Origin of the sequence: Nonomuraea soli (assembly GCF_013761175.1) — a bacterium.
GTDB lineage: Bacteria > Actinomycetota > Actinomycetes > Streptosporangiales > Streptosporangiaceae > Nonomuraea > Nonomuraea soli.
On record NZ_JACDUR010000006.1, the window covers coordinates 635,949 to 661,550 of the forward strand.

Consider the following 25,602-nt stretch of genomic DNA (forward strand, 5'->3'; position numbering starts at 1 on the left):
ACCATGTAATCCTCTAGGAACGGCCAAGGAAAGCGAGCAGGCGCTCCAGCGGCCAGGTGTTGATCACGTCGTCGCTCGTCAGCCAGGCACGCTGCGCGATGCCGATGCCGTAACGCTGGTGGGCCAGGTGGGGCACGGCATGCGAGTCGCTGTCGATGGAGAACTTGACCCCGTGGTGCTTGGCCAGCCTGACCAGGTCGGAGGGCAGGTCGGAGCGGTCGGGGTAGGAGTCGATCTCCAGGGCGGTGCCCGTGCGGGCGGCGGCCTTGAACACCGCCTCCCAGTCGGCGTCGACCATCGGGCGCTTGCCGATCTTGCGGGTGGTCGGGTGGCCGATGATGTGCACGTTCGGGTTCTCGCAGGCGGCGATGAAGCGGCGGGTCATCTCGTCGCGCGACTGGGTGAAGTGGGAGTGCACGCTGGCCACGCAGACGTCGAAGCCCTGGAGGATCGGGGCGGGCCAGTCGACCGAGCCGTCGGGGGCGATGTTGAGCTCCGAGCCGTGCAGCAGCCTCATGTCCGGATATTTGGCCTGAAGGTCGGCGAGCTTGGCCCGCTGGTCGAGGGCCTTGTCGAGCGTCATGCGCTGCATGGTCAGGTCGGGCGCGTGGTCGGTGACGGCGTAGTAGGCGTAGCCGAGGGCGTGACCGGCGGCGACCATGTCCTCCAGCGAGGCCACGCCGTCGGTCAGGTCGGTGTGGGTGTGCAGGTCGCCCTTGAGGTCCTCCAGGGTGACCAGCGCCGGGAGCCCGCCCTTCAGCGCCGCCTGGACCTCTCCGCCGTCCTCGCGCATGGGCGGGGGCACGAACTGCATGCCGAGCGCGGCGTAGATCTCCTCCTCCGACTCCGCCGCGATCACCCGCTCGCCCTCGAACAGGCCGTACTCCGAGAGCTTCCAGCCCTTCTTGACCGCCATCTCGCGGATGGTGACGTTGTGCTCCTTGGAGCCGGTGAAGTACTGCATCGCCGCGCCCCACGATCCGGCGGGCACCACGCGCAGGTCCACCTCGACCCCGGCGGTGGTGCGGATCGAGGTCTTCTTGTCGCCCGCCGCGATCACCTCGGCGACGTACGGCTGGGCGCGGAACTGCTCCATGATCCCCGGGTCGGCCACGGCCAGGATGTCGATGTCGCCGATCGTGTCCTTCATGCGCCGCAGCGACCCGGCGGAGCCGATGCGCTCGGCGTCGAGGGAGGCCATGACCTGCTCGGCCAGCTTCATCGCGACGCCGATGTGCACGCGCCTGCCCGACTGCTCCAGTTGCTCGACGCCCTTGGCCAGGTTGGCCAGGGTCTTGGGGCCGAGCCCCTTGACGCCGTCGAGCCGCCCGGCCGTGATCGCCTCGGCCAGGGCGGTGGGGGAGTCGATGCCGAAGTCCTGGAAGAGCATGATGGCCGTCTTCGGCCCCAGCGTGGGCACCTTGGTGAGGCTCAGCACCCCGGCGGGCACCTTCTCGCGCAGCGCGTCGAGCTGGCGGAAGCTGCCGCGCTCGAGGAACTCCTCGATCTTCAGCGCGATCGCCTCGCCCACGCCGGGGACGGTGCGCACGTTGACCGTGGCGATGTCTTCGGGGAAGCCGGCGATCGCCTTGACCGCCTTCTGGTAGCTGCGCACCCGGAAGGCATCGCCTCCGTTGATCGCGAACAGCTCGGAGTACTCCTGCAGCGCCGCCGCAGCCTCTTCGTTAGCCCGTGCCATGGGGCAAGCTTAGGCGTCTTCATATTGCCTAGTTAATCTGTAGGAATACAGGGGTATTGAGATCGCATGCCCCTGCCGAACTTTCTGGTGATCGGCGCCCCCAAGTCGGGGACGACCGCCCTCCACGCGGCCCTCAGCAGGCACCCCGCGCTCCACCTGTCGCGAGTCAAGGAGCCCAAGCACTTCCTCACCGACGGGCCGCCGCCCGCTCGCGGCGGACCGGGCGACGCCCAGACCTACCGCGAGCACGTCTGGCGGCGCGCCGACTACGAGGCCCTCTTCGACGACGCGCCGCCCGGTGCGCTGACCGGGGAGGCCACGCCCTTCTATCTGCACGACCTCGACGCCCAGCGCCGCATCCACGCCGCCGTGCCGGGCGCCAGGCTCATCGCCGTGCTCCGTGACCCCGTCGAGCGGGCGCACTCCAACTGGACCCACCTGTGGTCGGCCGGGCTGGAGCCGATCGGCGACGTGGTCAAGGCCTGCGCCGCCGAGCCCCAGCGGGTGGCCGACGGGTGGTCGCCCTTCTGGCACTACGTCGGCCTCGGCCGGTACGGCGCGCAGCTCCGGCACCTGTACACCCTCTTCCCGCGCGAGCAGGTGCTGGTCTTCCGCTACCGGGACCTGATCGACCGGCCCGCCGAGACGCTGGACCGCATCTGCGCCTTCCTCGGGGTCGAGCAGGGGCTGCTGGAGGCGGTCCCGCGCGAGAACGTGACCGCCCACCCCGTCGCGGGCGGGCGGCACCGGGTGTTGTCGGCGCTCCTGCGTTCGGGGGTGCGGGTGCTTCCCGAGGGCGCGGGCGGGCGGCTGGCCGAGCGCGTCGAGGCGCTGCTGCAGCGGCGCGGCCCGGCGCGGCGCCCGCTGACGTGGGAGCAGCGGCGGGCGCTGATCCCGTACTTCGCGGCGGACATCGAGGTGCTGCAGGAGGTGACCGGGGAGGAGTTCGGCGACTGGGTGCGGCCCAGGCGCCGCTCCGGGGGCCTGGTCGGCGCCCGCCCGCCGGGCCAGCGCCAGGCCCGCAACGGCCGGTTGGGGGAGGAGACGACGTAGGGGCTGGCCGGGGCCGAGACCTTCCGCCCCGGGCTGGAGGCGAGACGCCGGTCCGGGGCGGAGACGCGACCTTTCGACCGGGCCGGAGACGAGATGCCCGTTTCCGGCCCCAAGTCCCCCGGACGGGCGTCAGGCGCGGAGTTCCGTGCGGAGTTCGTGGGCCCCGTCGGGCCGCGTGAACTCGTAGTACAACCGCACCCCGCCATCGGCCAGATCCACGATGTCCAGATACCGCAACCCGCCCCCGGCGTGCGGCGAGGCGGCGGCCGGGGCGTCGCCCACCGGGGTGAGCGACGCCGGGTCGGTGCCCAGCGCGACCCCGGTGCGCTCCTCGTAGTTCTCCGCCGCGCTGGCCCTCCCGTCGTAGAAGGCGAGCACGCCGTCCTCGGTGAAGCGCACCGCGCTGACCCGGGCGCCGCGCGAGTCCCAGGTGGCGGGCCGTCCGCTGAGCGCGGTGCCGTGCCAGGTCCAGGTGAGCCCGTCGGTGCTGGTCGCGTAGTCGGAGACCATCTGGTCGGCCTCCTCGGGGTCGGTCAGCGGGTGGCACGAGGCCCACAGGTGCCAGGTGTCGCCGCGCCGTACGATCACCGGGTCCTTGACCCCGGTCTTGGGGTCGCCGGGCAGGACGGTCCTGCGGTGGGCGGGGTCGAAGGCGTCGGGCGAGCCGGCCTCCAGCACCTCCACCCGCCAGTGCTTGGTGCCGTGCGTGGCGCAGCTCAGGTAGAGCCGCCACCGGCCCTCCGGAGTGCGCAGCAGCCAGGGGCGCTCCAGCGACTCGGTGTCCATCTGGTCGCTGGTGACGGTCAGGATCGGCTCGAAGCGCACGCCGTCGGTGGAGCGGGCGACGACGACGGCGTGCCCGCGCCCCTGGGAGATCGGGCGGCGCAGGCGGTAGGCGAGGTGGATCCCCTCGTCGGTGGCGACGGCACTGGGCGCGCCCGCCCAGTGCCCCTGCCCGGCCACGGCCGGGGCGATCGCCACGGTGGAGCGTTCTGGTGACGGCAGATATCTCGAGATCGGCATGGCGTGAGGGTAGGCCTTCCCGCTCGACTTGTTTCCTTTATTTCCTAGTGATTTTACAGGAAATTTGATCGGCGAGTGCCCTGATGGACGCGGCCGACAATGCGTGCGATTCTCGACCATGCGTCGCATCTTCACCACCCTGTTATCCGCCGCATTGTTGCTGACACCCGCGACCGCCGCCTCCGCCGACCCCGCCCCCAAGCACCGCGAGCCCGGCAACGGCCCGGAACGCAACGAGATCGCCGCGCTGATCGAGGAGCCCCTGTCCGCGCTCGCCGCGACGGAGAGGTCCGCATCGCAGGGAGCGGTCACCCTCCGGCACGACCGCGGTTACCCGCGCAGGACCACGCTGCCCATCCCGCCGGAGAACCCCGGCGACGCCGCCATCAAGCTCGGCCTGACGCCCTACCACGCCATCGCCGGCAGGCTCAACGCCCTCCAGGCGCTCGGCGACCGCGTCAGCGCCGAGGTCATCGGGCGCAGCGCCGGGGGCCGCGACCTCTACCTGGTGACCGTGACCGCGCCGGAGAGCGCCGCCGACGACTGGAAGCAGGAGCTCGGCCGCCGCCTCATCGAGGAGGGCCACCGCCCGCCGCGCGGCTACAAGGCCCCGGTCTTCTACAACTCCAGCATCCACGGCAACGAGTTCGAGGGCGTCGACGGCGCCCTGCGGGTCATCGAGGAGCTGGCCACCAGCACCGACCCCGCCGTGGTGAAGCTGCTGAAGTCGGCGCGCCTGTACTTCAACGTCGTGGCCAACCCCGACGGGCGCATCGCCAACACGCGCGCCAACGCCAACGGCTTCGACATGAACCGCGACTTCGTCACCGTCTCGCAGCCCGAGGTGCGCGCGATGCGGCAGATCATGATCGACGTCCAGCCGGTGGCCGTGCTGGACCTGCACGGTTACGTCAACGGCACGCTGGTCGAGCCGACCACGCCGCCGCACGGCGCCAACTACGAGTACGACCTGTTCATCACCAACACCTGGGCCAACGGCCTGAACCTGGAGTCGGCCATCAACGGGCTGGGCTACACGCCGGCCGCCGACGGCGTGAACCCCGTCGAGATCCCCTTCCGTGACTACGTCGACGGCTGGGACGACTGGCCGCCCATCTTCACCCCGCAGTACGCGCCCTTCCACGGAGCGGTCATCGCCCAGACGATCGAGGTGCCGCTGCAGGTCAACAACAACGCCTACAACACCCTGCCGGTGGCCGAGCTGCAGCGCAGGTCGCGGATCAACACCGACATCCACGCCACCGCCATCCGCGGCACCAACCGGCACGTGGCCGCCAACGCGGACAAGCTGATCAAGGATCAGGCCGAGTGGTTCCGCCGCGGCGCCGCGGGCGAGCCGCACAGGACGGTCCCGCTGGACATCGTGCCCGGCTTCGGTCCCGAGGACGTCTACAGCACCACCTTCCCGCGCGCCTACATCATCCCCGGCCCGGGCCCCGCCGCCGCGCGGCTGGTCGACTTCCTGGTCGCCAACGACGTGCGGGTCGGCAGGGCGCTGCTGCCCTTCCGCGCGGGCGGCGCCAATTACCCCGCGGGCACCTACGTCGTCGACATGCGCCAGCCCAAGCGCGGCCTGGCCAACGTCATCCTGGAGGCAGGGCAGGACATCAGCCCGCGCGTCGGGGCCATGTACGACATCTCCGGCTGGAGCCACGGCCTGCTGTGGGGCGCCACCGTCCAGCCGGTGACCGACAACCGCCTGCGGGTGGTCTCCGCGCCGGTCGCCGCCGCCTCGCCCACCGGCTCCGTGCCGCCGGGCGGCGGCCCGCTGGCGCTCGAGCTCGCCGACGGCAAGGACGTCCAGGCACTGAACGACCTGCTCCGGCAGGGCGTCGCCGTCGCCTGGAAGGACGGCTCCGCCGTCGTGCCGTCCTCCGCGCGCGCCGCCGCCCGCACGGTCGCCGACCGCTACGGCGTGCGCTTCACTCGAGGGACGGCGGGCGGTACGGCACTGGCGCCGGTCCGCATCACCGCGGCCGGTTCGGCCGACGACCTGTTCACCCTGCGCGAGATGGGATTCCAGGTCACCCCGGTGAACGCGGCCCTGCTCAACGCGGGCTACGACTGGAGCACGACGGACGTGTTCTACGTCGGTTCCGGCCTGACCTACGCCCAGCTCAACCCGGCCGCCCGCACCGCACTCGACGCCTACCTCGCCACCGGCGGCGTCGTGACGCGCGGTTCGACCGGCACCCGCTTCAACACCGACGCCGGGCTGCTGCAGGCCACGCCGGTCACCGGGAACACCGACGGCAACGGGGTGGTCCGCATGGCCGACGGCTCCTTCTCGTTCGTGTACGCCCCGCGCTGGTTCACCGGCCTGGGCGCGGGCGTGAAGGCCGAGCAGTCGTACAGCACCGAGGGGCCGCTGGTCTCCGGCCACTGGCGGGCCAACGAGGACGGCAGCGGCGGTCCCGAGGCGGCTCGCGGCCAGGCCGCGGTGATCAGCGGGCTCGACGAGCGCGGGGCCGCGGTCGTGGCGTTCGGCACCGAGCCGATGTTCCGCAACCATCCCAAGGGCCTGTTCGCCCAGGTCGCGGGAGCGTTGTACTGGAGCGCCGTGACCTCGGGGCAGCCGGCCACCACGCCGTAACGGCGGATCCCGGGCGGTCGGCACGCATCGGGGCCGCCCGGGATCTGGTCAAGCGCTTGGTTCTGCTGTAGGGACGACCTATGAGCTCACGTGCCTCCGCGCCCGTGGCGCTGGCCGTCCTGTCGGCCGGCGCCGGAGCCGTGCACTTCGCGGTGCTGGCCGACCACTTCGCCATGAGCGTCGCCCACGGCGCCTTCTTCGCCGCCGTCGGGTGGGCGCAACTGATGTGGGCGCTCGCGGTGCTGCTGCGGCCCGGCCGCGCCCTGTTCCTGGCAGGACTGGCGGGCAACGCGGCCGTGGCCGTGGTATGGGCGCTCAGCCGCACCATCGGGCTGCCGCCGGGGCGGAGCGAGCCGCTGGGCGTGCCCGACGTGCTCGCCACGCTGCTGGAACTGGCCGTGGTCAGCGGGTGCGCCTACCTGGCGGACCGCGCCCCCGCCGCTGTCCCTGCCGCCGCTCCCGCCACGCCTCAGCCCGCCACGCCTCAGCCCGCCACGCCTCAGCCCGCCACGCCTCAGCCCGCCACGCCTCAGCCCGCCACGCCACAGCCCGCCACGCCTCAGCCCTCCGCCGCCGACGGGTCGCTGCGGCTGACGGGTGCCGGACTGCTGTCGGGCGTGGTGGCGCTCGCCGTCGGCGCCGCCTTCCTGCCCGCCTTCGCCGGACACAGCCACGCAGGCCATGCCGCCCCCGTCGCGGCGGGCGCCGGAGACGCGCAGGCTCAGGCCGCACCGGCCCACCAGCACGAGCAGGCCGCTCCGGCGGGCCAGGCGGCCGACGGGCAGACGGGCGGCGAGCACCATCACGACACCCCCACCGGCCCGCCGCCGACCGAGGCCGAGCGGGCCGCCGCCGACGACCTGGTGGCCCGTACGGCACGCGAGGTGCCCGCCCGCTGGCCCACCCTGGCCGCGGCACGCAAGGCGGGCTTCCAGCTGTCCATCGACACCAGCGGCGTGCTCCACATGACCAAGCCCGCCTGGATCATCGACGACCGCGAGCTCGACCCCACCCGCCCCGAGTCCCTCGTCTTCTACCGCAAGCCCGGCGGCGGCGACATCCTGCTGGGCGCGATGTTCATCATGCCGCCGGGAAAGCCGGGACCGCAGGTCGGCGGCTCGCTGACCCGCTGGCACGCCCACGACAACCTGTGCTCCAAGCCGGCGGGAGGCGTCGCCGTGGTGGACGCCTCCGGCGGGTGCCCGGCGGGCACCACCAAGATGCCGAGCACCCCCGAGATGCTTCACGTCTGGGTGGTGGACTACCCGTCGGGCCCGTTCGGCGACGCCACGGCGCCGTCGCTGCGCACCGCGATCGGCGCGCTCCTGGCCAAGGGGAACTAGTCGCGCACCTCGCGCGGCGTGTACGGCTCGGCCAGGAACGCCAGCTCCTTGTCCGACAGGGAGACGCCCACCGCGGCGACCGCGTCGTCGATGTGGCGGTCCTTGGTCGCGCCGATGATCGGGGCGCTGAGGCCCGGCTGGTGCAGGAGCCAGGCCAGGGCGATCTGGGCGGCCGGCAGCTCCCGCTCGCGGGCCACCTGCGCCACACGGTCGAGGATCGGCTGGTCGGCGTCCTTGCCGTACAGGTACTCGATGCGGCCGGCGTCCTTGCTGGTGGCGCGTGCCGTACCGGCGTCGGAGGAACCGGCGCGCGCGAGCACGCCGCGAGCCAGAGGCGACCACGGGATCACGCCGACGCCCTGGTCGAGGCAGAGCGGCAACATCTCGCGCTCCTCCTCGCGGTAGAGCAGGTTGTAGTGGTTCTGCATGGAGACGAAGCGTGTCCAGCCGTTGGCGGAGGCGGTGTACTGCGCCTTGGAGAACTGCCACGCGGCCATGGAGGAGGCCCCGATGTAGCGGGCCTTGCCCGAACGGACCACGTCGTGCAGGGCCTCCATCGTCTCCTCGACGGGGGTCTCGGGGTCCCAGCGGTGGATCTGGTAGAGGTCGACGTAGTCGGTGCCCAGACGGTCAAGCGAGGCGTCGATGGCGGCCATGATGTGCTTGCGCGACAGCCCGCCCTCGTTGACGCCCTTGCGCACGGGGAAGAAGACCTTGGTGGCCAGCACGTAGTCGTCGCGGCGGGGCAGCAGGCGGCGCAGCACGTTGCCGGTGATCACCTCGCTGGTGCCCGCGCTGTAGACGTCGGCGGTGTCGAAAAAGGTGATGCCGGCCTCGATCGCCCGCTTGACCAGCGGTTCGGCCTGCTCCTCCGGGAGGGACCACTCGAGTTTGGCGGGGTCGCCGTAACTCATCATGCCCAGGCAGATCTTGGAAACTTTCAGACCGGTGCTACCAAGTCGCGTGTATTCCATGCGATTCATCCTAGGTGGGATGGTTGTGGCGATTGATTGCGGGAGTGTGGGGGATGAGCATGCGGGATTCACGCTGACGAAGGGCGCAGGTTATGCGACGTGTCCGGCTCTGCTCAGTGGTCGCGTCGTGGTCACCGTTGCGATTATGCGCCCTCGCGATCGTCAGCGGCTGCGTGGCACTCGGGGGGCTGGTGCTGCTGGAGGCCCCCGCCTCCCAGGGGTGGATCGTGGTCGTGGCCCTGGCGCTCCTCATCGGCCTGCACGCGGGAACGGTCCTTCAGGCGGTCAGGCGCAGCGGGGTCGCCTGGTGGCCGGTGGCAGGCCAGCTCACGGTGACGGCCGCCGCGATCGTGCTGCTGGGCAGCGCGTGGATCTCGGTGGTGAGCCTGATGGCCGTCAGCCTGCTGCTGCTGGCGGAGTCGAGGCGCAGCGGGCCGCTGTGGGTGGCGGCCGTGGCCGGCGGCCCCGCCCTGGTGGCTCTGACCCCCTGGTCGGAGGATGACCGGATCGCGGTGTGGGCGGTCTGCGTCCCCGCCCTGGTGGTCGCCGAGTACGTGGTCGTCTGCCTCGCCGCGCGTGCCCACTTCCTGGCCCTGGTGCGCGCCGACGAGGTCTGCAGGGCGGTCGAGGACGAACGCAGGCGGCTCAACCGCGACCTGCACGACCTGGTCGGGCATCGCCTGGCGGTGCTGGTGCTCAAGATCGAGCTCGTGCAGCGGCTGGTGGAGACCGGCGACCCCAAGGCGCAGCTTGAACTGGACGAGGCCCTCGACCTCGTCAGAGGGGTGACGGCCGAGGTCAGATCGGTGGCGCACGGCCGCAGCATGGTCCGCCTGGAGGCCGAGCTCAGCTCCGCGCGTACCATCCTGGAGGCCAGCGGCGCCCGCTGCGTGGTCGAGGCGGCCTGCGACGAAGTACCGGAAGAGATCTCCTGGGTGCTGGCCGACGTGCTGCGCGAGGGCGTGACCAACATCCTGCGCCACGCCTCCGCACGGGCGTGCGAGATCCACGTGGCCGAGTGCGACGACGTGATCCGGATGACCCTGGTCAACGACCGGCTGCGGGCCTCCGGCGACGGGACCGGCCAGGGATTGCGCAACCTCCGGGAAAGAATGGCGGAAATAGGCGGCTCCCTGGAGACGCACAGAACGAACGACGGCCTTTTCCTGCTGCGTGCCACCGTCGCCACAAAACCGCGTCCAAAGGCTTTTGGGCAGACGCACGAAACGCCGTGAACATCTCTCCGGCGGAACGTGAAATTCGTAACTAGCGACGCGGTGGAGATATTTGTCATTCTTCTGGCGTGACAGATCAGTACGAGCTCTACTGCCTGGCGGACGCGCTCTTCTACGACGTCCCGCGCGGCGACGTCGAGGAGGCCGTCTTCGCCGCCGCACGGAGACCGCTGCCGGAGGGCTGGAACCGCTTCGAGACCGACACCTGGGTGTACTTCGCACCCGAGTCCGGCCGGCCGCTCCCGCCCCAGGGCTGGAAGATCCACGTGTCGGCCCGTGCCGACGACGCGGAGCAGGCCCTGGCCGCCGTATGGGAGTACTGCGTCACCCGGGGCATCGCCTTCAAATTCCTGCGCGGTCTCCCGGTGCTGGTCATGCTCGGCTCGAAGGCCGCCTCGCGCGCCTCCAGCGGGAAACTCGTCACCATTTACCCGGCCGACGAGGCGCAGCTGGAACTCGTCCTGAAAGACCTCGACGAATTGCTCCGCGGAATACGCGGACCCTACATTCTCTCCGACCTGCGTTACGGCGACGGGCCGCTGTACGTGCGCTATGGAGGCTTCGCCGAGCGCCACTGCCTGTCCGACAGCGGCGAGCGGGTGCTGGCCGTCGAGGACGGCCAGGGCCGCCTGGTGCCCGACGTGCGGCAGGCCGTCTTCACCGTGCCGCCCTGGACGACGCTGCCGGCCTTCCTCGCGCCCCATCTGGAGGCCAGGAACTCCGTCACCATGGAGGGCCTGCCGTACACGATCGAGCAGGTCCTGCACTTCTCCAACGGCGGCGGCGTCTACCTGGGCAGGGACGGGCGCACCGGGCGGCAGGTGGTCCTGAAGGAGGCCAGGCCGCACGCCGGCCTCGACGCCGCGGGCCGTGACGCCGTGGCGCGCCTGGCCCACGAGCGCGACATCCTCGAGCGCCTGGCCGGCCTGCCGGTCGTGCCCGAGCTGCTCGACCACTTCACCGTCGGCGAGCACAGCTTCCTGGTCATGGAGTTCGTCGACGGCGTCACCCTGCAGCGCCGCCTGGTCCGCCGCTTCCCGCTGACGTGGGCCACCTGCACCGAGGAGGAACGGGCCGGCTACGCGGCCTGGGCGATGGAGGTCTCCGGCCAGGTCGAGGCGGCCGTCGCGATGCTGCACGAACGCGGCGTCGTCTTCGGCGACCTGCACCCCGACAACGTCCTGCTCACCGAGGACGGGCGCGTGGTGCTCATCGACTACGAGGTCGCCACGCTGGAGAGCGACGGCGCCAGGGCCGCGCTGGCCCACCCCGCCTTCGTCGCCCCCCAGGGCCACGAGGGCGCCGACGTCGACAGGTACGCCATGGCCTGCCTGCGCCTGGGACTCTTCGCCCCGCAGTGCACGATCATGCAGCCGCTCCACCGCGGCAAGGCCGAGCACCTGGGACAGATCGTCACCGACGTCTTCCCCGGCGCCCGCGTCGAGCGGGACGTCGCCATCATCGCCGGGGAGCACGCCTGGTCGCCGCCCGCCCTGCCCGGCCAGGCCCCCTGGCCGGAGGTACGCCAGGCACTCCAGCGCGCCATCGCCGCCAGCGCCACCCCAGGGCGCGACGACCGGCTCTTCCCCGGCGACATCGCCCAGTTCCAGCCCGGCAGGGGGCTGTGCCTGGCCAACGGAGCCGCCGGGGTGTTCTACGCCCAGCTCCGCGCCGGCTGCCCGCCCGACCACCAGGAATGGCTGCTCGAACGCGCCCGCGCCCCGAAGCCGGGCTGGAGCCTCGGACTCTACGACGGCCTGTACGGCGTGGCCTACGTGCTGGACCTGCTCGGGCACCGGAACGACGCGCTCGACCTCCTCGACATCTGCCGCAAGGAGAAATGGGAACGCCTGGAGAGCGCCCTGTTCTCCGGGCTGTCCGGAATCGGCCTCGTCCTGTACCACTTCGGGCTCGACGACGCGGCCTCCCGCGCCGTCGAGCTGTGCGCCGACAGACTCGGCGGCCCCGACGACGTGCCGGAGACCAGCGGCGGCGGCCACCCCCGCGCCGGGCTCATGTACGGCTCCGCGGGACCGGCGCTGCTGTTCCTGCACGCCTACGAACGCACCGGCGACCGGCACCTCCTCGACCTGGCCGCCACCGCCCTGCGCCAGGACCTGCGGCGCTGCAAGGCGGCCGACGACGGCTCGCTCCAGGTCAACCAGGGCTGGCGGCTGCTGCCCTACCTCGACGAGGGATCCGCCGGCATCGCGCTCGTCCTGGAGCGCTACCTCGCGCACCGGCACGACGACGAGCTCGACGACGCACTCGACCGGCTGCGCCTCGTCGCCCGCTCCGGCTACTTCGTCCAGCCCGGCCTGTTCACCGGACGGGCCGGCATCATCGCCGCCTTCGGCGCCGGAGAGGCAGGGCTGCGCTGGCACGCCCTGCCGTACGCGGGAGGCCTCGCCTTCCCCGGCGACCAGCTGTTGCGGCTGTCCATGGACCTCGCCACCGGTACGGCGGGGGTCCTGCTCGCACTGGCGTCACTGCACGCCGAACCGCGGGCGGGACTGCCCTTCCTCGACCACGGAAAGGAGGTGTCGAACGATGGTTCTCCTCGACCTGCAGGGCCTTGAGGCTCCTACGAGCACTGACGTCGCCAGTGGCGGCAGCACGCTCACCGCTCTCACGTGCAACTCCGGCAAGCCGAGCAACCTCAGTGTCGCTCTGTGCCACTGATGCGTCGCCGATGAACGAACGACCTGAGGGCGCCGGGACCCGGGTCCCGGCGCCCCGGGAGAGGACCACCATGCGTGACGGGGACCACTCGCCCAACGGGGACCACCATGCGTGACGGGGATCGCCTGATGGCGGGCGCCGCACGGCACAGCGGGCCATGGCCGGTCCTCCTGGCCCTGGCCGCCGTCGCCGGGGCGGCAGCGGAACTGGCCATGCCGTACCTGATCGGACGCGCCATCGACACCGGCGGAGCGCCCGGCTGGCTGATCGCGGCGGTCGCCGTCGTCATCGGCTGCGAATGCCTGGCGGTCCTGGCCAGAGGCCTCACCGGCGCGCGGGCCGCCGCCTGGATCCGGCGGGCGGTCGTCCGCCACGTGCTGGACGCCGGCACCCTGATGCGAACCCACGCTCCCGGAGAGCTGACCCTGCGGGCCGGGCTCAACGCCGACGAGGCGGGCCGCGCCCCCGAGGCGATGGTGAGCGCCGTGGCGCTCGTCGTGCCCACCGCCGGAGCCCTGATCGCCCTGACCCTCATCGACCCGAGGCTCACCCTCGCGCTCGGCGCGGGGATCGTGGCCATCGTGCTCATCCTGCGCGCCTTCCTGCGCACCGGAGGCGCGCTGTCGGGCGCCTACCAGGAGGTCCAGGGACGGATCGCCGCCCGGCTCGCCGAGGCGCTGACCGGCGCGCGCACCATCGCCGCCGCCGGCACCGCCCGGCGCGAGGCGGAGCGCGTCCTCGCGCCGCTGCCGGAACTGCGCGCCCACGGGCTGGCCCTGTGGCGGGCGACCGCCGCCGCCGGAGTACGCGCCGGGGTGATGACGCCCGTGCTGGAGGTGGCGGTGCTGGCCGCCGGAGGGTGGCTGCTGGCCGCTGGACAGCTCACGGTGGGGGAGCTGTACGCGGCCGCGCGCTACGCCGTCCTCGGCTCCGCGCTCGGCGGGGCGCTCGGGTATGTCGGGCAGCTCGCCAGGGCCAGGTCCGCGGCCTCCCGCGTCGCCGAGGTGCTCGCCGTGCCGCCGATGGCCCACGGCACCCGCGAGCTGCCGCCCGGCCCCGGGACGCTGGAGTTCCGCGGGATCCCCGCCGGTGACCTGGTGGTGGCAGGAGGATCCTGCGTGGCGCTGGTCGGCCGCTCGGGAGCCGGCAAGACGATGCTGGCCGAGCTCGCCGGGCGGCTGCGCGACCCCGAACACGGCACCGTGCTGATCGACGGCGTGCCGCTTCCCGAACTGAGCCGTGAGAGCCTGCGGGCCGCGGTGGGTTACGCCTTCGAGCGGCCCGTCCTCCTGGGGGAGACGGTGGGCGCCGCCATCGGCATGGGCGGGGCCGACCTCGGCGGCGCCGCCCGTGCCGCGCAGGCCGACACGTTCGTCAGGCTGCTGCCCGAGGGGTTCATGACGCCGCTCACCGCCACGCCCATGTCCGGCGGCGAGCGCCAGCGGCTCGGGCTGGCCCGCGCCCTGGCCGCGCCCCGGCGGCTGCTCGTCCTCGACGACGCCACCTCCAGCCTGGACACGGTGACGGAGCGGCGGGTGAGCGACGCGCTGTTCGGCCAGTACGGCGGGCGGACCCGGCTCGTGGTCGCCCACCGCGCCACGACTGCCGCGCGGGCGGATCGGGTGGTCTGGGTGCAGGAGGGGCGCATCCGGGCCGCGGCGCCGCACGGGGAACTGTGGGAGGACCCGGACTACCGGGCCGTGTTCGCGGAGGGGACCCTGTGACGGGCGAGCCGGGAGCCGTCGCGGCCACGGACATCCGCGGCGGGGCTCCGTCGGCCGGGGCTCCGTCGGCTGGGGCTCCGTCGGCTGGGGCTCCGTCGGCCGGGACTGCCTCGGCCGGGACTGCCTCGGTTGGGGCTTCGTCGGCCGGGGCTGCCTCGGCCGGGGCTCTCCGGGGCGAGGCTTCCCAGGGCGGAGCTTCCCGGGACGGGTCCCTGGGCCGGGAGGGCGGCGCAGGGGGCGGTGGGCGGTGGGGGCTGGTGCGGGCGGCGCTCAGGCGGCGGCCCTCGGCCCTGGGCCGCGTCGCCGCGTGGTCGGTCGTCGAGACGGCGCCCGCGTTCCTCATCGGCCATGCCGTGGCCGGAGCGATCGACCAGGGGTTCCTGGCCGGCAAGCCCATGACCGGCCTGGGCTGGCTGGCGGTGCTCGGCGCCGCCTGGCTCGCCGCGGCGCTGGCGGCACGCCAGGTGATCCTGGCCGTGGCCGACATCGCCGAGCCGTTCCGCGACGACCTGCTGCACCGCGTGGTCGACGGCGTGCTCGGCGAGGCGACCAGGGCCTTCCACGGCCCGCCGCCCGACAGCGCCGCCCTCGCCCGCGCCACGTTGCAGGTCGAGCTGGCCAGAGACGCCTTCGCCGCGCTGGTCACGGTCCTCAGGGGGTTCGCGTTCACGCTGGTGAGCGCGGGCGCCGGGCTGGTGACGCTGGCGCCGTCGCTGGCTCCTGCCGTGCTGCTGCCGTTCGCGACCGGCGTCGCGGTGTTCGCCCTGTCGCTGCCTGCTCTGGCGCGGAGGCAGGCGCGGTACTTGCTGGCCGACGAGGCGAGCGCCGAGACGATCACCTCTCTCTGCCACGGCCTGCGCGACATCACCGCCTGCGGGGCAGAGAGCGCGATGGAGGCGGAGGCGGATCGGCGGATCGGGGCTCAGGCGGAGGCGGCGCAGGGGGTAGCCAGGGTGCTGGCCGCCAGGACGGCGGCGCTCGCCGTGGGCGCCTGGCTGCCCGTGGTGCTGGTGCTGGCGGTCGCGCGTGACGTGGAGGCGGGCGTGGTGGTGGGGGCGCTGGCCTACCTGACCCAGTCGCTCGCCCCGGCGCTCGGCGGCCTGATGGAGGGCGTCGGCGTGAGCGGCGTCCGCCTGCACGCCGCCCTCGGCCGCATCACCCACTCCCCGCCGCCGCTTCCCTCATCGCCGCCTCCCGCGTCGTCCCACCCCGCGTCGTCCCACCCCGCCCCGCCGTCCCCCCTGCCGCTGTCGGGCCGCGCACCCGAGGGGGTCGAGCTCGCCCTGCGAGGGGTCACCTTCGCGTACGGCCCGCATGCCGAGCCCGTGATCCGCGACCTCACCCTGGACCTGCCGGAAGGCGAGCACCTGGCCGTGGTCGGGCCGAGCGGAACCGGCAAGTCCACCCTCGCCGCCCTCATCGCCGGCCTGCTCACCCCGGGCGAGGGCACGGTCGAGCTGGGCGGCACACCGGCCGGCCAGGTGCACCCCCGGCACCGCGTGCTCATCCCCCAGGAGGCCTACGTCTTCAGCGCCTCCCTGGAGGACAACCTCACCTACCTCGCCCCCGACGCCACCCCGCAGGAGATCCGGCATGCCCTGGCCGAGCTGGGCGCCCCCGGCCTCCCGCACGCCGACCTGGACCCGAGGGCCATGTCCGCAGGGGAGCGCCAGCTGGTCGCCCTGGCCAGGGCCTACCTGTCACCCGCCCGCCTGGTGATCCTGGACGAAGCCTGCTGCCACCTCGACCAGGCCGCGGAGGCCCGCGTGGAGGCGGCCTTCGCCCAGCGCGGCGGCACGCTCGTCGTCATCGCCCACCGCATCAGCTCGGCCAGGCGCGCCGACCGGGTCCTGCTCCTCGACGGAGGCGCCTGGATCGGGCGTCACGAGGAGCTCGTCCGCTCGGCCGCCGGCTACGCGGAACTCGTCGCACACTGGGAGCCATCCTCATGACCTATCCGGACGCCGAGCGCCTGCCGATCGTGGACGACCTTCACGGCCACCTCGTCCACGACCCCTACCGCTGGCTGGAGGAGCACGACAGCCCGCGGACGCGGGCGTGGCTGGCCGCCCAGGAGGAGCTCTGGAGGGCGCGGGCCGAGGCGCTGCCCTGGCGCGAGCGGTTCCGTGAGCGCCTGGGCGAGCTGGGCAGGGTCGGCACGGTGAGCCCTCCGCTGTGGCGCGGCGGGCACTGCTTCACCACGCGGCGCATGCCGTACGAGGAACATCCCGTCCTCCTGCGCGACGACCGGGTGCTCCTGGACCCGATGCGGCTGGACCCGTCCGGGGTGACCACGCTCGACGAGTGGCAGCCCGACCACGATGGCGCGCTGGTCGCCTACCAGCTGTCGCGCCGCGGCGACGAGCGCTCCGAGCTGCACGTCATGGACGCGGCCACGGGGGAAGCCGTGGAGGGCCCGATCGGCGGCTGCCGGTATTCCCCGGTGGCGTGGCTGCCGGGACGGCGGGCCTTCTGCTACGTGCGCTTCCGCGAGGGCGTCTATCTGCACACGGTCGGCGACGGCAGGGACACGCCGCTGTTCGGCGTCGCGGCGGAAGCCACCTACGGTCTGGGTGTCAGCCCGGCGGGCGACTGGCTCACCGTCTCGGCCGCACCCGGACCCGCCGCGCCGAACGAGCTGTGGCTGATCAACATGGCGACCGGCGAGCAGCGGCTCGTCCAGAAGGCGGGCCTGGCCAGGAGCGCGGCGGTGGTCGGCCTCGACGGGCTGCTGTACGTGGCGACCGACCACGAGGCGCCCAGGGGCCGCCTGTGCGTCGCCGACCTGGAGGCCCCGGAGCGGTGGCGCGAGCTCGTCGCCGAGGAGCCGGACTCGGTGCTGCGCGGCTTCACCATCCTGTCCGGCGGGCGGCTGCTGGTCTCGCGGGTACGGCACGCGGTGGCGGAGATCGGCGTGCACGACCTGGCCACGGGCGGGCCGCTCGGCCAGGTCGCCCTGCCCGGCCGTGGCGCGGTCGGACCTTTGACCGTGCGCCCCGAGGGCGGGCACGAGGCCTGGTTCACCTACACCGACGCGGTCTCCCCGCCGGCGGTGTGGCGCTACGACGCGCGCACCGGCCGCGCCGATCTGTGGGCCGCGCCTGCGGGCGGGACGCGTCCCTCCGGGGTGGAGAGCCGCCAGCTCACCTGCGTCTCGGCCGACGGCACCCAGGTCCGGATGATCGTCGTGGCAGGCCCTTCCGGCGGCGGGCCGCGCCCGACCCTGCTGGCCGGGTACGGAGGCTTCGGCCTGACCCTGCTGCCCGGTTACGCGGCCGACTCCCTGGCCTGGGTGGAGGCGGGCGGCGTGCTGGCCGTGGCCGGCATCAGGGGCGGCGGCGACGAGGGGGAGGAGTGGCACCGCCAGGGCATGCGGGAGTGCAAGCAGAACAGCTTCGACGACTTCGCCGCGGCGGCCGGGAAGCTCGTCGCCGACGGCTGGACCACCCCCGACCGGCTGGCGTTGTGGGGGGAGTCGAACGGCGGCCTGCTGGTGGGCGCCATGCTCACCCAGCGTCCCGAGCTGTTCGCCGCCGCCGTGTGCGCCGCGCCGATCCTCGACATGGCACGCTACGAGCGTTCGGGCCTGGGTGCGGCCTGGCGCCGGGAGTACGGCTCGGCGGAGATCCCCGAGGAGCTGGCCTGGCTGATGGGCTACTCGCCCTACCACCGGGTGGAGCGGGGCGTGCCGTACCCTCCGGTGTTGTTCACCGTCTCCGGCGGCGACACCCGCGTCGACCCCCTGCACGCCAGGAAGATGTGCGCCGCCCTCCAGTGGTCGGGCGCCCGTGAGGTGCTGCTGCGCCACGAGCCGGACGTGGGGCACGGCGCGCGCGCCGTCAGCCGGTCGGTCGAGCTGGCCGCGGACGCGCTCGCCTTCCTGGCGCACCACACCGGGTTGTCAGATCCATCCCGCCTCGCGGGCGATGCGGACGGCGTCGACGCTGCTGCGGGCGCCTAGTTTCATGCGCGTGCGGCTGAGGTGGTTGCGGACGGTGCCGTGGGCCAGGAAGAGCTGCCTGGCGATCTCGCCGACGGACGAGCCCTTGGCCGAGGCGGCGAGCACGTCCAGCTCGCGCGCGGACAGCGGCGCCTGAGGCGTCGTCATGGCGGCGATGGCCAGGGTGGAGTCGACCACCCGGCCGCCGCCGGCGACCTTGCGGATGGAGTCGGCCAGCTGGCCGGGCGGGGCGTCCTTGGCCATGAACCCGCCCACGTTGGCGTCGAGGGCGCGCTTGAGCATGCCTGGCGTGCCGATGCCGGTGAGGATCAGCACGCCGCAGCCCGGCAGCTCCTCGTGGAGCTCCCTGGCGGCCTCGAGACCGTCCCTGCCGGGCATGGACAGGTCCAGCACGGCGACGTCGGGCTTGCTGGCGCGGGCCGCCGCCAGGACGCGGTCGCCCCTGTCCACCTCGGCGACCACCTCGATGTCGTCCTCGAACGACAGGAGGGCGACGATGGCGCCACGGACGAGTTCCATGTCCTCTGCGAGCAACGTGCGGATCACTGGGGTCCTCTGGTTTCGCCGAGTACTGATGGGGCTAACTCCTGACTAGCCTGTCAAGTATTGAAAAGCCAGTGATTACCGTCAATACGTCTATAAATGGCGAATTGGGCAATAGGGAGTGGAGTTGTGGAGTCGACAAATCCATGCGGAACCGAAATTCGGGTGACCGGAAAGAGGGAGTCAGGGGTCGTCTCGCGACGGGATATGGCATAGTCTCCGCGATACCGGGCATATCGGGGGCCCCTCCTTCCCCTGTGAGGTGCTGCGCATGATCTCTCCGCGTCGGACCGTTTATCGCCTGCTCTACGGCACGCGCTACGACAAGGTCCCGTGGGGCCAGCGTGTCTACGTACGGCCGGGTGAACGCCAGGTCCGCGAGTTCCAGTGGCGGCTACTGCTGCGCAGAGCGCCGGTGATCTCCCTGGACGACTACAGAAAACGTATTCCCCTCGGCGAGATCGAGGAGTTCCTGAGCTGCATGATGTGCGGAGAATCGCGCCAGCAGCCGCTGTTCGAGCCCACCGGCGGCAAGGGCTGGCGTTACCACGTCGTGCGCTGCCCCTCCTGCGGATTCCTCTACCGCAATCCGAACGTGCGCCCGGAACGCCTGGGCGACCTGTACGCCAACAGCTACAGCAAGTTCCTCACCGGCGATTACGCCGAGAACCGCCAGCGCCGCTACCGCCTGGTCATGGAGAGCTTCACCCCGGTCTTCGACGACGGCACCGGCCGCCGCCTGCTGGACTTCGGCTGCGGCGCCGGCCTGTTCCTGCAACTGGCCGAGCAGCGCGGCTTCGACGCGGTCGGGGTCGACCTGTCGCCCGACTCCGTCCAGCAGGCCAACGAGCGCCTGCAGAAGGCCAAGGCCTACTTCGGCGCCCCCGGCGACGTGCCGGAGATCGCCGCGGGCGGCTTCGACGTCGTCACCCTGTGGTCGGTCCTGGCGCATCTGCCCAGGCCGCTGGAGGACTTCGCGACCTTCCGCCGGCTGCTCGCCCCCGGCGGCGTGCTGATGATCCTCACCGTCAACGCCAGGTCACTGTTGCTGAAGGCCTACGGCTCCACGTGGAGCGGCTTCACCAAGAACCACCTGATGTTCTACTCCAGCCGGACCCTGCCGGCCCTGCTGCGCCGGACGGGGTTCGCGGGCGTCGCCTACGCCCCGCACTACGGCGACACCGTCGAGGCGGGCACCACGCGCCTGTCGCCGCAGCTGAAGGAACGCCTGGAGCGCAACGTGCGCCGCAGCGACGGCGGCAACATGATGCGCGCCATCGCCTTCGCCGACGACGAGGCCGTCGCCAGGTGGGGCGACAAACTCAAGATCCACAAGCTCTAGACCAGGGTGAGGCCGCCATCGACGGCCAGCACCTGGCCGGTGATGTAGGAAGCCTCCCGCGACAGCAGGAAGACCGCCGCGCTCGCCACCTCCCAGGCGGTGCCTTGACGGCCCATCGGGACGCGCACCCTGCCCCGGTGCTTCCAGTGGCGGGAGGCCTCGCGGCCGAGCGGCGTGTCGATCAGGCCTGGCGCGATCAGGTTCGAGCGCACGCCCAGCCCCGCGCCCTCCAGCGCCACGTGCCTGGTCAGCCCGACGAGCCCGGCCTTCGAGGCGTCGTAGGCCGGGATCAGGCTCCCCGGGCGCAGGCCCGCCACCGAGCCGATGAAGACGATCGAGCCGCCCTCGCCCAGCAGCGGCAGCGCCGCCTTGCAGATCAGGAAGTGCGCGCGGAGGTTGACCGCGAAGACGCGGTCCCACTCCTCGGCGCTCGTCCCGGCCAGCGCGAAACCGGCGCCGATCCCCGCGTTGAGCACGATCCCGTCGATCGCCCCCGCCCGGCCCGGCAGCGCCTCGCACTGCCCGGCGTCGGCCAGGTCGGCCGTGATCACCTCGGCCGTGCCGCCCTCCTTGCGGGCCAGCTCGGCGCTCTGCCCGGCCGCCGCCTCGTCGACGTCGGCGCAGATCACGTGGGCGCCCTCGCGCGCCGCCGCCACCGCGATCGCCCTGCCGTTGCCGACCGGGGGATCGGGCTCGTCGCTCGGCCGGGTGCCCGCGCCGACGACCAGGATGCGTCTGTCTACCAAGCGACCGCTCATGTGCGCGACGATAGCGACCATGCAACCCCGTGTGGAGCCCCTCCCTCCGGCAGAACGCACCGGATTCGCCGCCAAGAACCCGCTCAACGTCTTCACCACGCTGGCCAGGCACCCCAAGCTCTTCGAGGCCTGGCTCGGCTTCGGCGGGGCGCTGCTGTACGGCACGCTGCCCGCCCGCGACCGCGAGCTGGCCATCCTGCGCACCGCCCGCAACCGGGACTGCGCCTACGAGTGGGCCCATCATGTGCGGCTCGCGCGGGAGGCCGGGCTGAGCGAGGAGGAGATCTCCTCGGTACGGCACGACGGCGCCGGGCTCACCCCCGGGGACCTGCTGATCCTGCGCGCCGCCGACGAACTGCACGCCGACGGCGACCTGACCGACGAGACCTGGTCCGAGCTGTGCGAGCGCTACGACGAGACCGGCCGCATCGAGCTGGTCATGCTCGTCGCCCACTACGACATGCTCTCGCGCGTGCTGACCACCTTCCGCGTGCAGCTGGAGTGATAGCCCGGTGGTGACCCACGCGGCTCAGGGGACGATCATCGTCACCCCGGGCACCGAGCCCAGCTCGGCCAGCGCCTTGCCCGCCTCCTCCAGCCCGATCGTGCGCGTGATGAGCCGGTCCGGCCGCAGCGTGCCCGCCAGGATGAGCTCCAGCATCGCCGGATAGGCGTGAGCGGCCATGCCGTGGCTGCCGAGGATCTCCAGCTCCCAGCTGAGCACCCGCCCCATCGGCAACGCCGTCGGACCGCCCGTCAGCACCCCGACCTGCACGTGGCGGCCGCGCCTGCGCAGGCTCTCGATGGAGGCGGAGGCGGTGGCCGCGCTGCCCAGGGCGTCGAGCGACAGGTGGGCGCCGCCCCCGGTCAGCTCCATCACCCGCGCGGGCGCGTCACCCGCGTCGACCAGGTGGACCGCCCCGGCCTCCCCGGCCAGGCGCAGCGCCTCGGCGTTGACGTCGACCGCCACCACCCGCGCTCCGGCCGCCGCCGCGATCATCACCGCCGACAGGCCCACCCCGCCACAGCCGTACACCGCCACCCACTCGCCGGGACGGACCCGGCCGACCTGCGTCACCGCCCGGAAGGCCGTCGCGAAGCGGCAGCCCACCGAGGCCGCCGTGCCGTACGAGATCTCGTCGGGCAGGGCGACCAGGTTGAGGTCGGCGTGGTCGATCGCGACCAGGTCGGCGAAGGAACCCCAGTGGTGGAAGCCCGGCTGGGTCTGGCGCTCGCAGACCTGCTGCTCGCCCATGGCGCACGACGCGCAGGAACCGCAGGCGCAGATGAACGGGACCGTCACCCGCGCACCCGGCCGCCACGCGCGCACCTCGGAGCCGACCTCCTCCACCACTCCTGCCAGCTCGTGGCCGGGCACGTGGGGAAGGGAGGTGATGTCGGAGTCGTGGCCGTGCCAGCCGTGCCAGTCGCTGCGGCACAGGCCCGTCGCCCTGACCCGGATCACCGCTCCGTGCGGGGCCGGGGAGGGGTCGGGCACCTGGCGCACCTCCAGGTCGCCGCCGAACCGGTCATAGATCACTGCGCGCATCCTGAGAGCTTAGAGTCAGCTCCCTCAGCCGGCGCAAGGCGAGGTGGGAGGGTGATCCCGGTTCGGCGGTGTAGAGCACCAGGCGCAGGTCGTCGCGGTCGGGCACCGGCATCATCTGGCAGATCACATCGATCTGTCCCACCTTCGGGTGGACGAGCCGCTTGTTCTGGTTGCGGCGCAGCTCGACCTCGTGTTCCGCCCACAGCCGGGCGAACGCCGGGCTCAGCGCGATCATCTCGGTGACCAGCGCGTTGATCTCCGGGTCGTCGGGATAGCGCCCGTGCGCGGCCCGCAGGTCGGCGACGGAGGCGCGGGCGAAGGCCAGCTGGTCCTCGTTCTCGAAATGGTCGGTGTGGGCGTACAGGAAGCACCAGCGGATGACGTTCAGGTCGTTGCCCGGCGACATCTCCAGGTCGCCCAGCAGGGCGCTGCCCAGCGGGTTGAAGGCGACGATGTTGTAGGCGGCGTCCAGCACGTAGGCGGGCACCTCCTCCAGGAACGACAGCAGGTGCAGCATGCTCGCGGGCACCTCGTTGCTGCGCCTGCTGGGCCCGACGGGATGGCCTCCCAGCAGGAACAGGTGGGCACGCTCGTCCTGCGACAACATCAGCGCCCTGGACAGCGCGTTCAGCACCTGGCGCGAGGGGTGCGGCCCGCGGGCCTGCTCCAGGCGGATGTAGTAGTCGATCGAGATGCCCGCCAGCTGGGCGACCTCCTGGCGGCGCAGGCCGGGCGTGCGGCGGCGTTCGCCTCCAGGAAGGCCGGCCTCCTGGGGGGTGAGGCGTTCGCGCCTGCTGCGGAGGAATGCGGCGAGCTCGTCCCGTTTCATGCCTCCATCTTCCGCCTTTTCGGCCGGATGAGGGTGGTACCGCCGGTCCCAGTCTCGGCAGGTCTCTCCCGGCCTTCGGCGCGCGCGAGCACCGTTGGCCCCATGACGACAGCACTCATCACAGGCGCCAACAAGGGCATCGGATTCGAGATCGCGCGGCTGCTGGCCGAGCAGGGCGTCACCGCCATCGTGGGCGCGCGTGACGCCGAGCGCGGCAGGGAGGCGGCCGAGCGCCTCGGCCAGCCGTACGTCAGGATCGACGTCACCGACCCGGCGAGCGTGCAGGCGGCGGCCAAGTGGATCGAGGAGGAGCACGGCGCGCTCGACATCCTCGTCAACAACGCCGGGATCCTCACCTGGCAGGACGACTTCCGGCCGAGCGCGACCCCGGCGGAGACCGTGCGGCAGACCTACGAGACCAACGTGTTCGGCGTGATCACCGTGACCAACGCCATGCTGCCCCTGCTGCTCAAGGCCGAGGCGGCGCGCATCGTCAACCTCTCCAGCGGCCTGGGCTCCATGACCCTCGCCCTGGACACCGAGTCGCCCACCTACCTGAGCAACTTCATGGCCTACAACTCCTCCAAGGCCGCGCTCAACATGGTCACCGTGTCGTACGCCAAGGAACTGGCCGGCACCGCCGTCAAGGTCAACGCCGCCGACCCCGGCTACTGCGCCACCGACCTGAACCACCACTCGGGGCCGCGCAGCGCCGAGCAGGGGGCCGCTACAGCCGTACGGCTGGCCACCCTCGACGCGGACGGGCCAACAGGTTCATACCAGTCGGACGATGGAGCTTTGCCCTGGTGAGGTGTTGAAGCCTCCTGTGAGGTCAGAGAGGAGGCATGGGCGAGCAACTGGATAAAGAGCGATTCTCCGAGCAGGACTATGCGACCTTCGCGGAACGGTTGGAACACCAGCTGACGGTGCTGCGCGAGATGCTGGAACGGCCGGGCTTCGGCAAGGGCGCGGCCACGGTCGGCGCCGAGCTGGAGTTCTTCCTGATCGATCAGCAGGGCGACCCGCTGCCGCGCAACGCCGAGCTGCTCGAAGCGGCCGCGGACAAGCGGCTGACGCTGGAGCTCGGCCGCTTCAACGTGGAGGCGAACCTGACCCCCGTCCCCCTGGCTGGCAGGCCCTTTCGCGCGCTCGGCGACGAACTGCAGGAGATGATCACCCTGGTGGACGGCACCGCGGCCGGGTTCGGCGGCGGCGCCGTCCCGATCGGCATCCTGCCGACGCTGGGCACCGGCGACTTCACCCCCCACGCCATCACCGGTGAGAGCCGCTACCGGGCGCTGGCGCGCGGCATGCGCAGGGTTCGGCTGGAGCCGTTCATCGTGCGCATCGACGACCTGGAGCTGGTCGTCGAGGACATCATCCTGGAGGCCGCCAACACTTCCTGGCAGCTGCACCTGCGGGTCGACCCCGAAGACTTCGCGGCCACCTTCAACGCCGCGCAGCTGGCCATCGGCCCGGTGCTGGCGTGCGCGGGCAACTCGCCGCTGTTCCTGGGCAGGCAGCTGTGGGAGGAGACCCGCATCGCGCTCATGGAGGAGGCGGCCGACGACCGCGACGTCTCGCGCGCCTACCGCCGCGACGGCCGGGTCACCTTCGGCTCCGACTGGGTGCACTCGCCGCTGGAGCTGTTCGAGCGGGCGGTGCGCGACTACGAGCCGGTGATGCCGCAGCAGACGCCCGACGCCTCTCCCGAGGACCTGGCCGAGCTGCGGCTGCACATGGGCACGATCTGGCAGTGGAACCGCCCGGTGTACGACCCGGCCGACGGCGGCCACCTGCGCGTCGAGATGCGCGCCCTGCCCGCCGGGCCGACCTGCGCCGACATGGCGGCCAACGCGGCCTTCCTGCTCGGGCTGACGCTGGCCTGGTCCAAGCGCGACCTGACCGCCTACAAGTTCGCCGAGGCCTACCAGAACTTCTACCGGGCGGCGATGCACGGCCTGTCGGCCAAGCTGTCGTGGCCCGACATGCCCGGCGAGACGCTGGCCTCCGACCTGATCCTGCGGCTGCTGCCGGAGGCCAGGGCGGCGCTGCTCGAAGCCGGGGTGGTCCCGTCGGACGTGGACAGCGCGCTGGGCGTCATCGAGCAGAGAGTACGGCTGGGCAGGACCGGGGCCTCGTGGCAGCGCGACTTCGAGGGCGACGCCGGACAGCTGGTCCGAAAATATCGGGAGCTGGTGCTGTCGGGGGTCCCGGTTCACATGTGGCGCTAGGCGCAACTTATCGTGCCCCTCGCCCGTCCAACCAACGAC

20 protein-coding genes are annotated in these 25,602 nt (G+C 72.4%); 13 read left to right on the plus strand and 7 right to left on the minus strand.

Annotation, left to right across the window (positions count from 1 at the left end; translation table 11 throughout):
• Positions 1–13: 13 nt before the first annotated feature.
• The gene (gene polX, locus HNR30_RS31075) at positions 14–1,699 is read right to left on the minus strand and encodes a DNA polymerase/3'-5' exonuclease PolX (RefSeq protein WP_181613597.1); all 1,686 of its coding nucleotides are present in this window, start codon (positions 1,697–1,699) and stop codon (positions 14–16) included.
• A gap of 66 nt (positions 1,700–1,765) precedes the next feature.
• Between polX and HNR30_RS31080 the strand changes: the two genes are divergently transcribed.
• Entirely contained in the window at positions 1,766–2,752 is a 987-nt protein-coding gene (locus HNR30_RS31080) for a sulfotransferase family protein (protein WP_181613598.1), read from the plus strand.
• 129 nt (positions 2,753–2,881) lie between these two features.
• Here HNR30_RS31080 and HNR30_RS31085 read toward each other — a convergent pair whose 3' ends face one another.
• On the minus strand, positions 2,882–3,775 hold the full coding sequence (locus tag HNR30_RS31085; RefSeq protein WP_181613599.1) for a glycoside hydrolase family protein: 894 nt from the start codon (positions 3,773–3,775) through the stop codon (positions 2,882–2,884).
• A gap of 118 nt (positions 3,776–3,893) precedes the next feature.
• Here HNR30_RS31085 and HNR30_RS31090 point away from each other — a divergent pair, with 118 nt between their 5' ends.
• Both HNR30_RS31090 and HNR30_RS31095 read left to right on the plus strand, forming a co-directional pair.
• Positions 3,894–6,389 (plus strand): M14 family zinc carboxypeptidase, encoded by a 2,496-nt coding sequence (locus HNR30_RS31090; protein ID WP_181613600.1) that lies wholly within the window; start codon positions 3,894–3,896, stop codon positions 6,387–6,389.
• An 80-nt stretch (positions 6,390–6,469) separates the two neighbouring features.
• Positions 6,470–7,732, plus strand: coding sequence for a hypothetical protein (locus HNR30_RS31095; RefSeq protein WP_181613601.1), 1,263 nt, complete (start codon positions 6,470–6,472; stop codon positions 7,730–7,732).
• Here HNR30_RS31095 and HNR30_RS31100 read toward each other — a convergent pair.
• Positions 7,729–8,706 (minus strand): aldo/keto reductase, encoded by a 978-nt coding sequence (locus HNR30_RS31100; protein WP_181613602.1) that lies wholly within the window; start codon positions 8,704–8,706, stop codon positions 7,729–7,731. The two genes, HNR30_RS31095 and HNR30_RS31100, sit on opposite strands and share 4 nt — an antisense overlap.
• Positions 8,707–8,879: 173 nt before the next feature.
• Between HNR30_RS31100 and HNR30_RS31105 the strand changes: the two genes are divergently transcribed.
• The 6 genes from HNR30_RS31105 (at position 8,880) to HNR30_RS31130 (ending at position 18,308) form a co-directional block, all read left to right on the plus strand.
• On the plus strand, positions 8,880–9,941 hold the full coding sequence (locus tag HNR30_RS31105; protein WP_181613603.1) for a sensor histidine kinase: 1,062 nt from the start codon (positions 8,880–8,882) through the stop codon (positions 9,939–9,941).
• A 68-nt stretch (positions 9,942–10,009) separates the two neighbouring features.
• The gene (gene lanKC, locus HNR30_RS31110) at positions 10,010–12,520 is read left to right on the plus strand and encodes a class III lanthionine synthetase LanKC (RefSeq protein WP_181613604.1); all 2,511 of its coding nucleotides are present in this window, start codon (positions 10,010–10,012) and stop codon (positions 12,518–12,520) included.
• The gene (locus HNR30_RS31115; RefSeq protein WP_181613605.1) at positions 12,492–12,623 is read left to right on the plus strand and encodes a SapB/AmfS family lanthipeptide; all 132 of its coding nucleotides are present in this window, start codon (positions 12,492–12,494) and stop codon (positions 12,621–12,623) included. Before lanKC ends, HNR30_RS31115 begins: the two co-directional genes overlap by 29 nt.
• A gap of 107 nt (positions 12,624–12,730) precedes the next feature.
• Positions 12,731–14,347, plus strand: coding sequence for an ABC transporter ATP-binding protein (locus tag HNR30_RS31120; protein WP_181613606.1), 1,617 nt, complete (start codon positions 12,731–12,733; stop codon positions 14,345–14,347).
• Between the two features lie 257 nt (positions 14,348–14,604).
• Positions 14,605–16,299, plus strand: a complete 1,695-nt coding sequence (locus tag HNR30_RS31125) for an ATP-binding cassette domain-containing protein (RefSeq protein WP_312894762.1) — start codon at positions 14,605–14,607, stop codon at positions 16,297–16,299.
• Positions 16,296–18,308, plus strand: a complete 2,013-nt coding sequence (locus tag HNR30_RS31130; RefSeq protein ID WP_181613607.1) for a prolyl oligopeptidase family serine peptidase — start codon at positions 16,296–16,298, stop codon at positions 18,306–18,308. The genes HNR30_RS31125 and HNR30_RS31130 overlap by 4 nt, the downstream gene beginning before the upstream one ends.
• Here the strand turns inward: HNR30_RS31130 and HNR30_RS31135 are convergent.
• Positions 18,249–18,854 (minus strand): response regulator transcription factor, encoded by a 606-nt coding sequence (locus HNR30_RS31135; protein WP_312894764.1) that lies wholly within the window; start codon positions 18,852–18,854, stop codon positions 18,249–18,251. The genes HNR30_RS31130 and HNR30_RS31135 overlap by 60 nt on opposite strands.
• Positions 18,855–19,122: 268 nt before the next feature.
• Here HNR30_RS31135 and HNR30_RS31140 point away from each other — a divergent pair, with 268 nt between their 5' ends.
• The gene (locus HNR30_RS31140; RefSeq protein ID WP_181613609.1) at positions 19,123–20,193 is read left to right on the plus strand and encodes a class I SAM-dependent methyltransferase; all 1,071 of its coding nucleotides are present in this window, start codon (positions 19,123–19,125) and stop codon (positions 20,191–20,193) included.
• On the opposite strand, the gene HNR30_RS31145 is transcribed toward HNR30_RS31140, so the two are convergent.
• Positions 20,190–20,951 carry an SDR family NAD(P)-dependent oxidoreductase gene (locus HNR30_RS31145; protein ID WP_181613610.1) on the minus strand — a complete coding sequence of 254 codons (762 nt, stop codon included), beginning with the start codon at positions 20,949–20,951 and terminating at the stop codon, positions 20,190–20,192. The genes HNR30_RS31140 and HNR30_RS31145 overlap by 4 nt on opposite strands.
• Positions 20,952–20,970: 19 nt before the next feature.
• On the opposite strand from HNR30_RS31145, the gene HNR30_RS31150 reads away from it, so the two are divergent.
• The gene (locus HNR30_RS31150) at positions 20,971–21,456 is read left to right on the plus strand and encodes a carboxymuconolactone decarboxylase family protein (protein ID WP_181613611.1); all 486 of its coding nucleotides are present in this window, start codon (positions 20,971–20,973) and stop codon (positions 21,454–21,456) included.
• A 24-nt stretch (positions 21,457–21,480) separates the two neighbouring features.
• Here HNR30_RS31150 and HNR30_RS31155 read toward each other — a convergent pair whose 3' ends face one another.
• Positions 21,481–22,500, minus strand: a complete 1,020-nt coding sequence (locus HNR30_RS31155; protein WP_181613612.1) for a zinc-dependent alcohol dehydrogenase family protein — start codon at positions 22,498–22,500, stop codon at positions 21,481–21,483.
• Positions 22,481–23,329: a helix-turn-helix transcriptional regulator gene (locus HNR30_RS31160; protein WP_181613613.1), complete on the minus strand. Its 849-nt coding sequence runs from the start codon at positions 23,327–23,329 to the stop codon at positions 22,481–22,483. The genes HNR30_RS31155 and HNR30_RS31160 overlap by 20 nt, the downstream gene beginning before the upstream one ends.
• A 102-nt stretch (positions 23,330–23,431) precedes the next feature.
• Between HNR30_RS31160 and HNR30_RS31165 the strand changes: the two genes are divergently transcribed.
• Complete coding sequence (locus tag HNR30_RS31165; RefSeq protein WP_181613614.1) at positions 23,432–24,139, plus strand: SDR family oxidoreductase; 708 nt, start codon at positions 23,432–23,434, stop codon at positions 24,137–24,139.
• Positions 24,140–24,174: 35 nt separating this feature from the next.
• Positions 24,175–25,563 (plus strand): glutamate-cysteine ligase family protein, encoded by a 1,389-nt coding sequence (locus HNR30_RS31170; RefSeq protein WP_181613615.1) that lies wholly within the window; start codon positions 24,175–24,177, stop codon positions 25,561–25,563.
• Positions 25,564–25,602 lie beyond the last annotated feature (39 nt).

Excerpts from the sequence above, each read along its gene's own strand:
- polX (WP_181613597.1), bottom strand. The coding sequence starts at position 1,699 with ATGGCACGGGCTAACGAAGAGGCTGCGGCGGCGCTGCAGGAGTACTCC.
- HNR30_RS31080 (WP_181613598.1), top strand. The coding sequence starts at position 1,766 with ATGCCCCTGCCGAACTTTCTGGTGATCGGCGCCCCCAAGTCGGGGACG.
- HNR30_RS31085 (WP_181613599.1), bottom strand. The coding sequence starts at position 3,775 with ATGCCGATCTCGAGATATCTGCCGTCACCAGAACGCTCCACCGTGGCG.
- HNR30_RS31090 (WP_181613600.1), top strand. The coding sequence starts at position 3,894 with ATGCGTCGCATCTTCACCACCCTGTTATCCGCCGCATTGTTGCTGACA.
- HNR30_RS31095 (WP_181613601.1), top strand. The coding sequence starts at position 6,470 with ATGAGCTCACGTGCCTCCGCGCCCGTGGCGCTGGCCGTCCTGTCGGCC.
- HNR30_RS31100 (WP_181613602.1), bottom strand. The coding sequence starts at position 8,706 with ATGGAATACACGCGACTTGGTAGCACCGGTCTGAAAGTTTCCAAGATC.
- HNR30_RS31115 (WP_181613605.1), top strand. The coding sequence starts at position 12,492 with ATGGTTCTCCTCGACCTGCAGGGCCTTGAGGCTCCTACGAGCACTGAC.
- HNR30_RS31120 (WP_181613606.1), top strand. The coding sequence starts at position 12,731 with ATGCGTGACGGGGATCGCCTGATGGCGGGCGCCGCACGGCACAGCGGG.
- HNR30_RS31130 (WP_181613607.1), top strand. The coding sequence starts at position 16,296 with ATGACCTATCCGGACGCCGAGCGCCTGCCGATCGTGGACGACCTTCAC.
- HNR30_RS31140 (WP_181613609.1), top strand. The coding sequence starts at position 19,123 with ATGATCTCTCCGCGTCGGACCGTTTATCGCCTGCTCTACGGCACGCGC.
- HNR30_RS31145 (WP_181613610.1), bottom strand. The coding sequence starts at position 20,951 with ATGAGCGGTCGCTTGGTAGACAGACGCATCCTGGTCGTCGGCGCGGGC.
- HNR30_RS31150 (WP_181613611.1), top strand. The coding sequence starts at position 20,971 with ATGCAACCCCGTGTGGAGCCCCTCCCTCCGGCAGAACGCACCGGATTC.
- HNR30_RS31155 (WP_181613612.1), bottom strand. The coding sequence starts at position 22,500 with ATGCGCGCAGTGATCTATGACCGGTTCGGCGGCGACCTGGAGGTGCGC.
- HNR30_RS31160 (WP_181613613.1), bottom strand. The coding sequence starts at position 23,329 with ATGAAACGGGACGAGCTCGCCGCATTCCTCCGCAGCAGGCGCGAACGC.
- HNR30_RS31165 (WP_181613614.1), top strand. The coding sequence starts at position 23,432 with ATGACGACAGCACTCATCACAGGCGCCAACAAGGGCATCGGATTCGAG.
- HNR30_RS31170 (WP_181613615.1), top strand. The coding sequence starts at position 24,175 with ATGGGCGAGCAACTGGATAAAGAGCGATTCTCCGAGCAGGACTATGCG.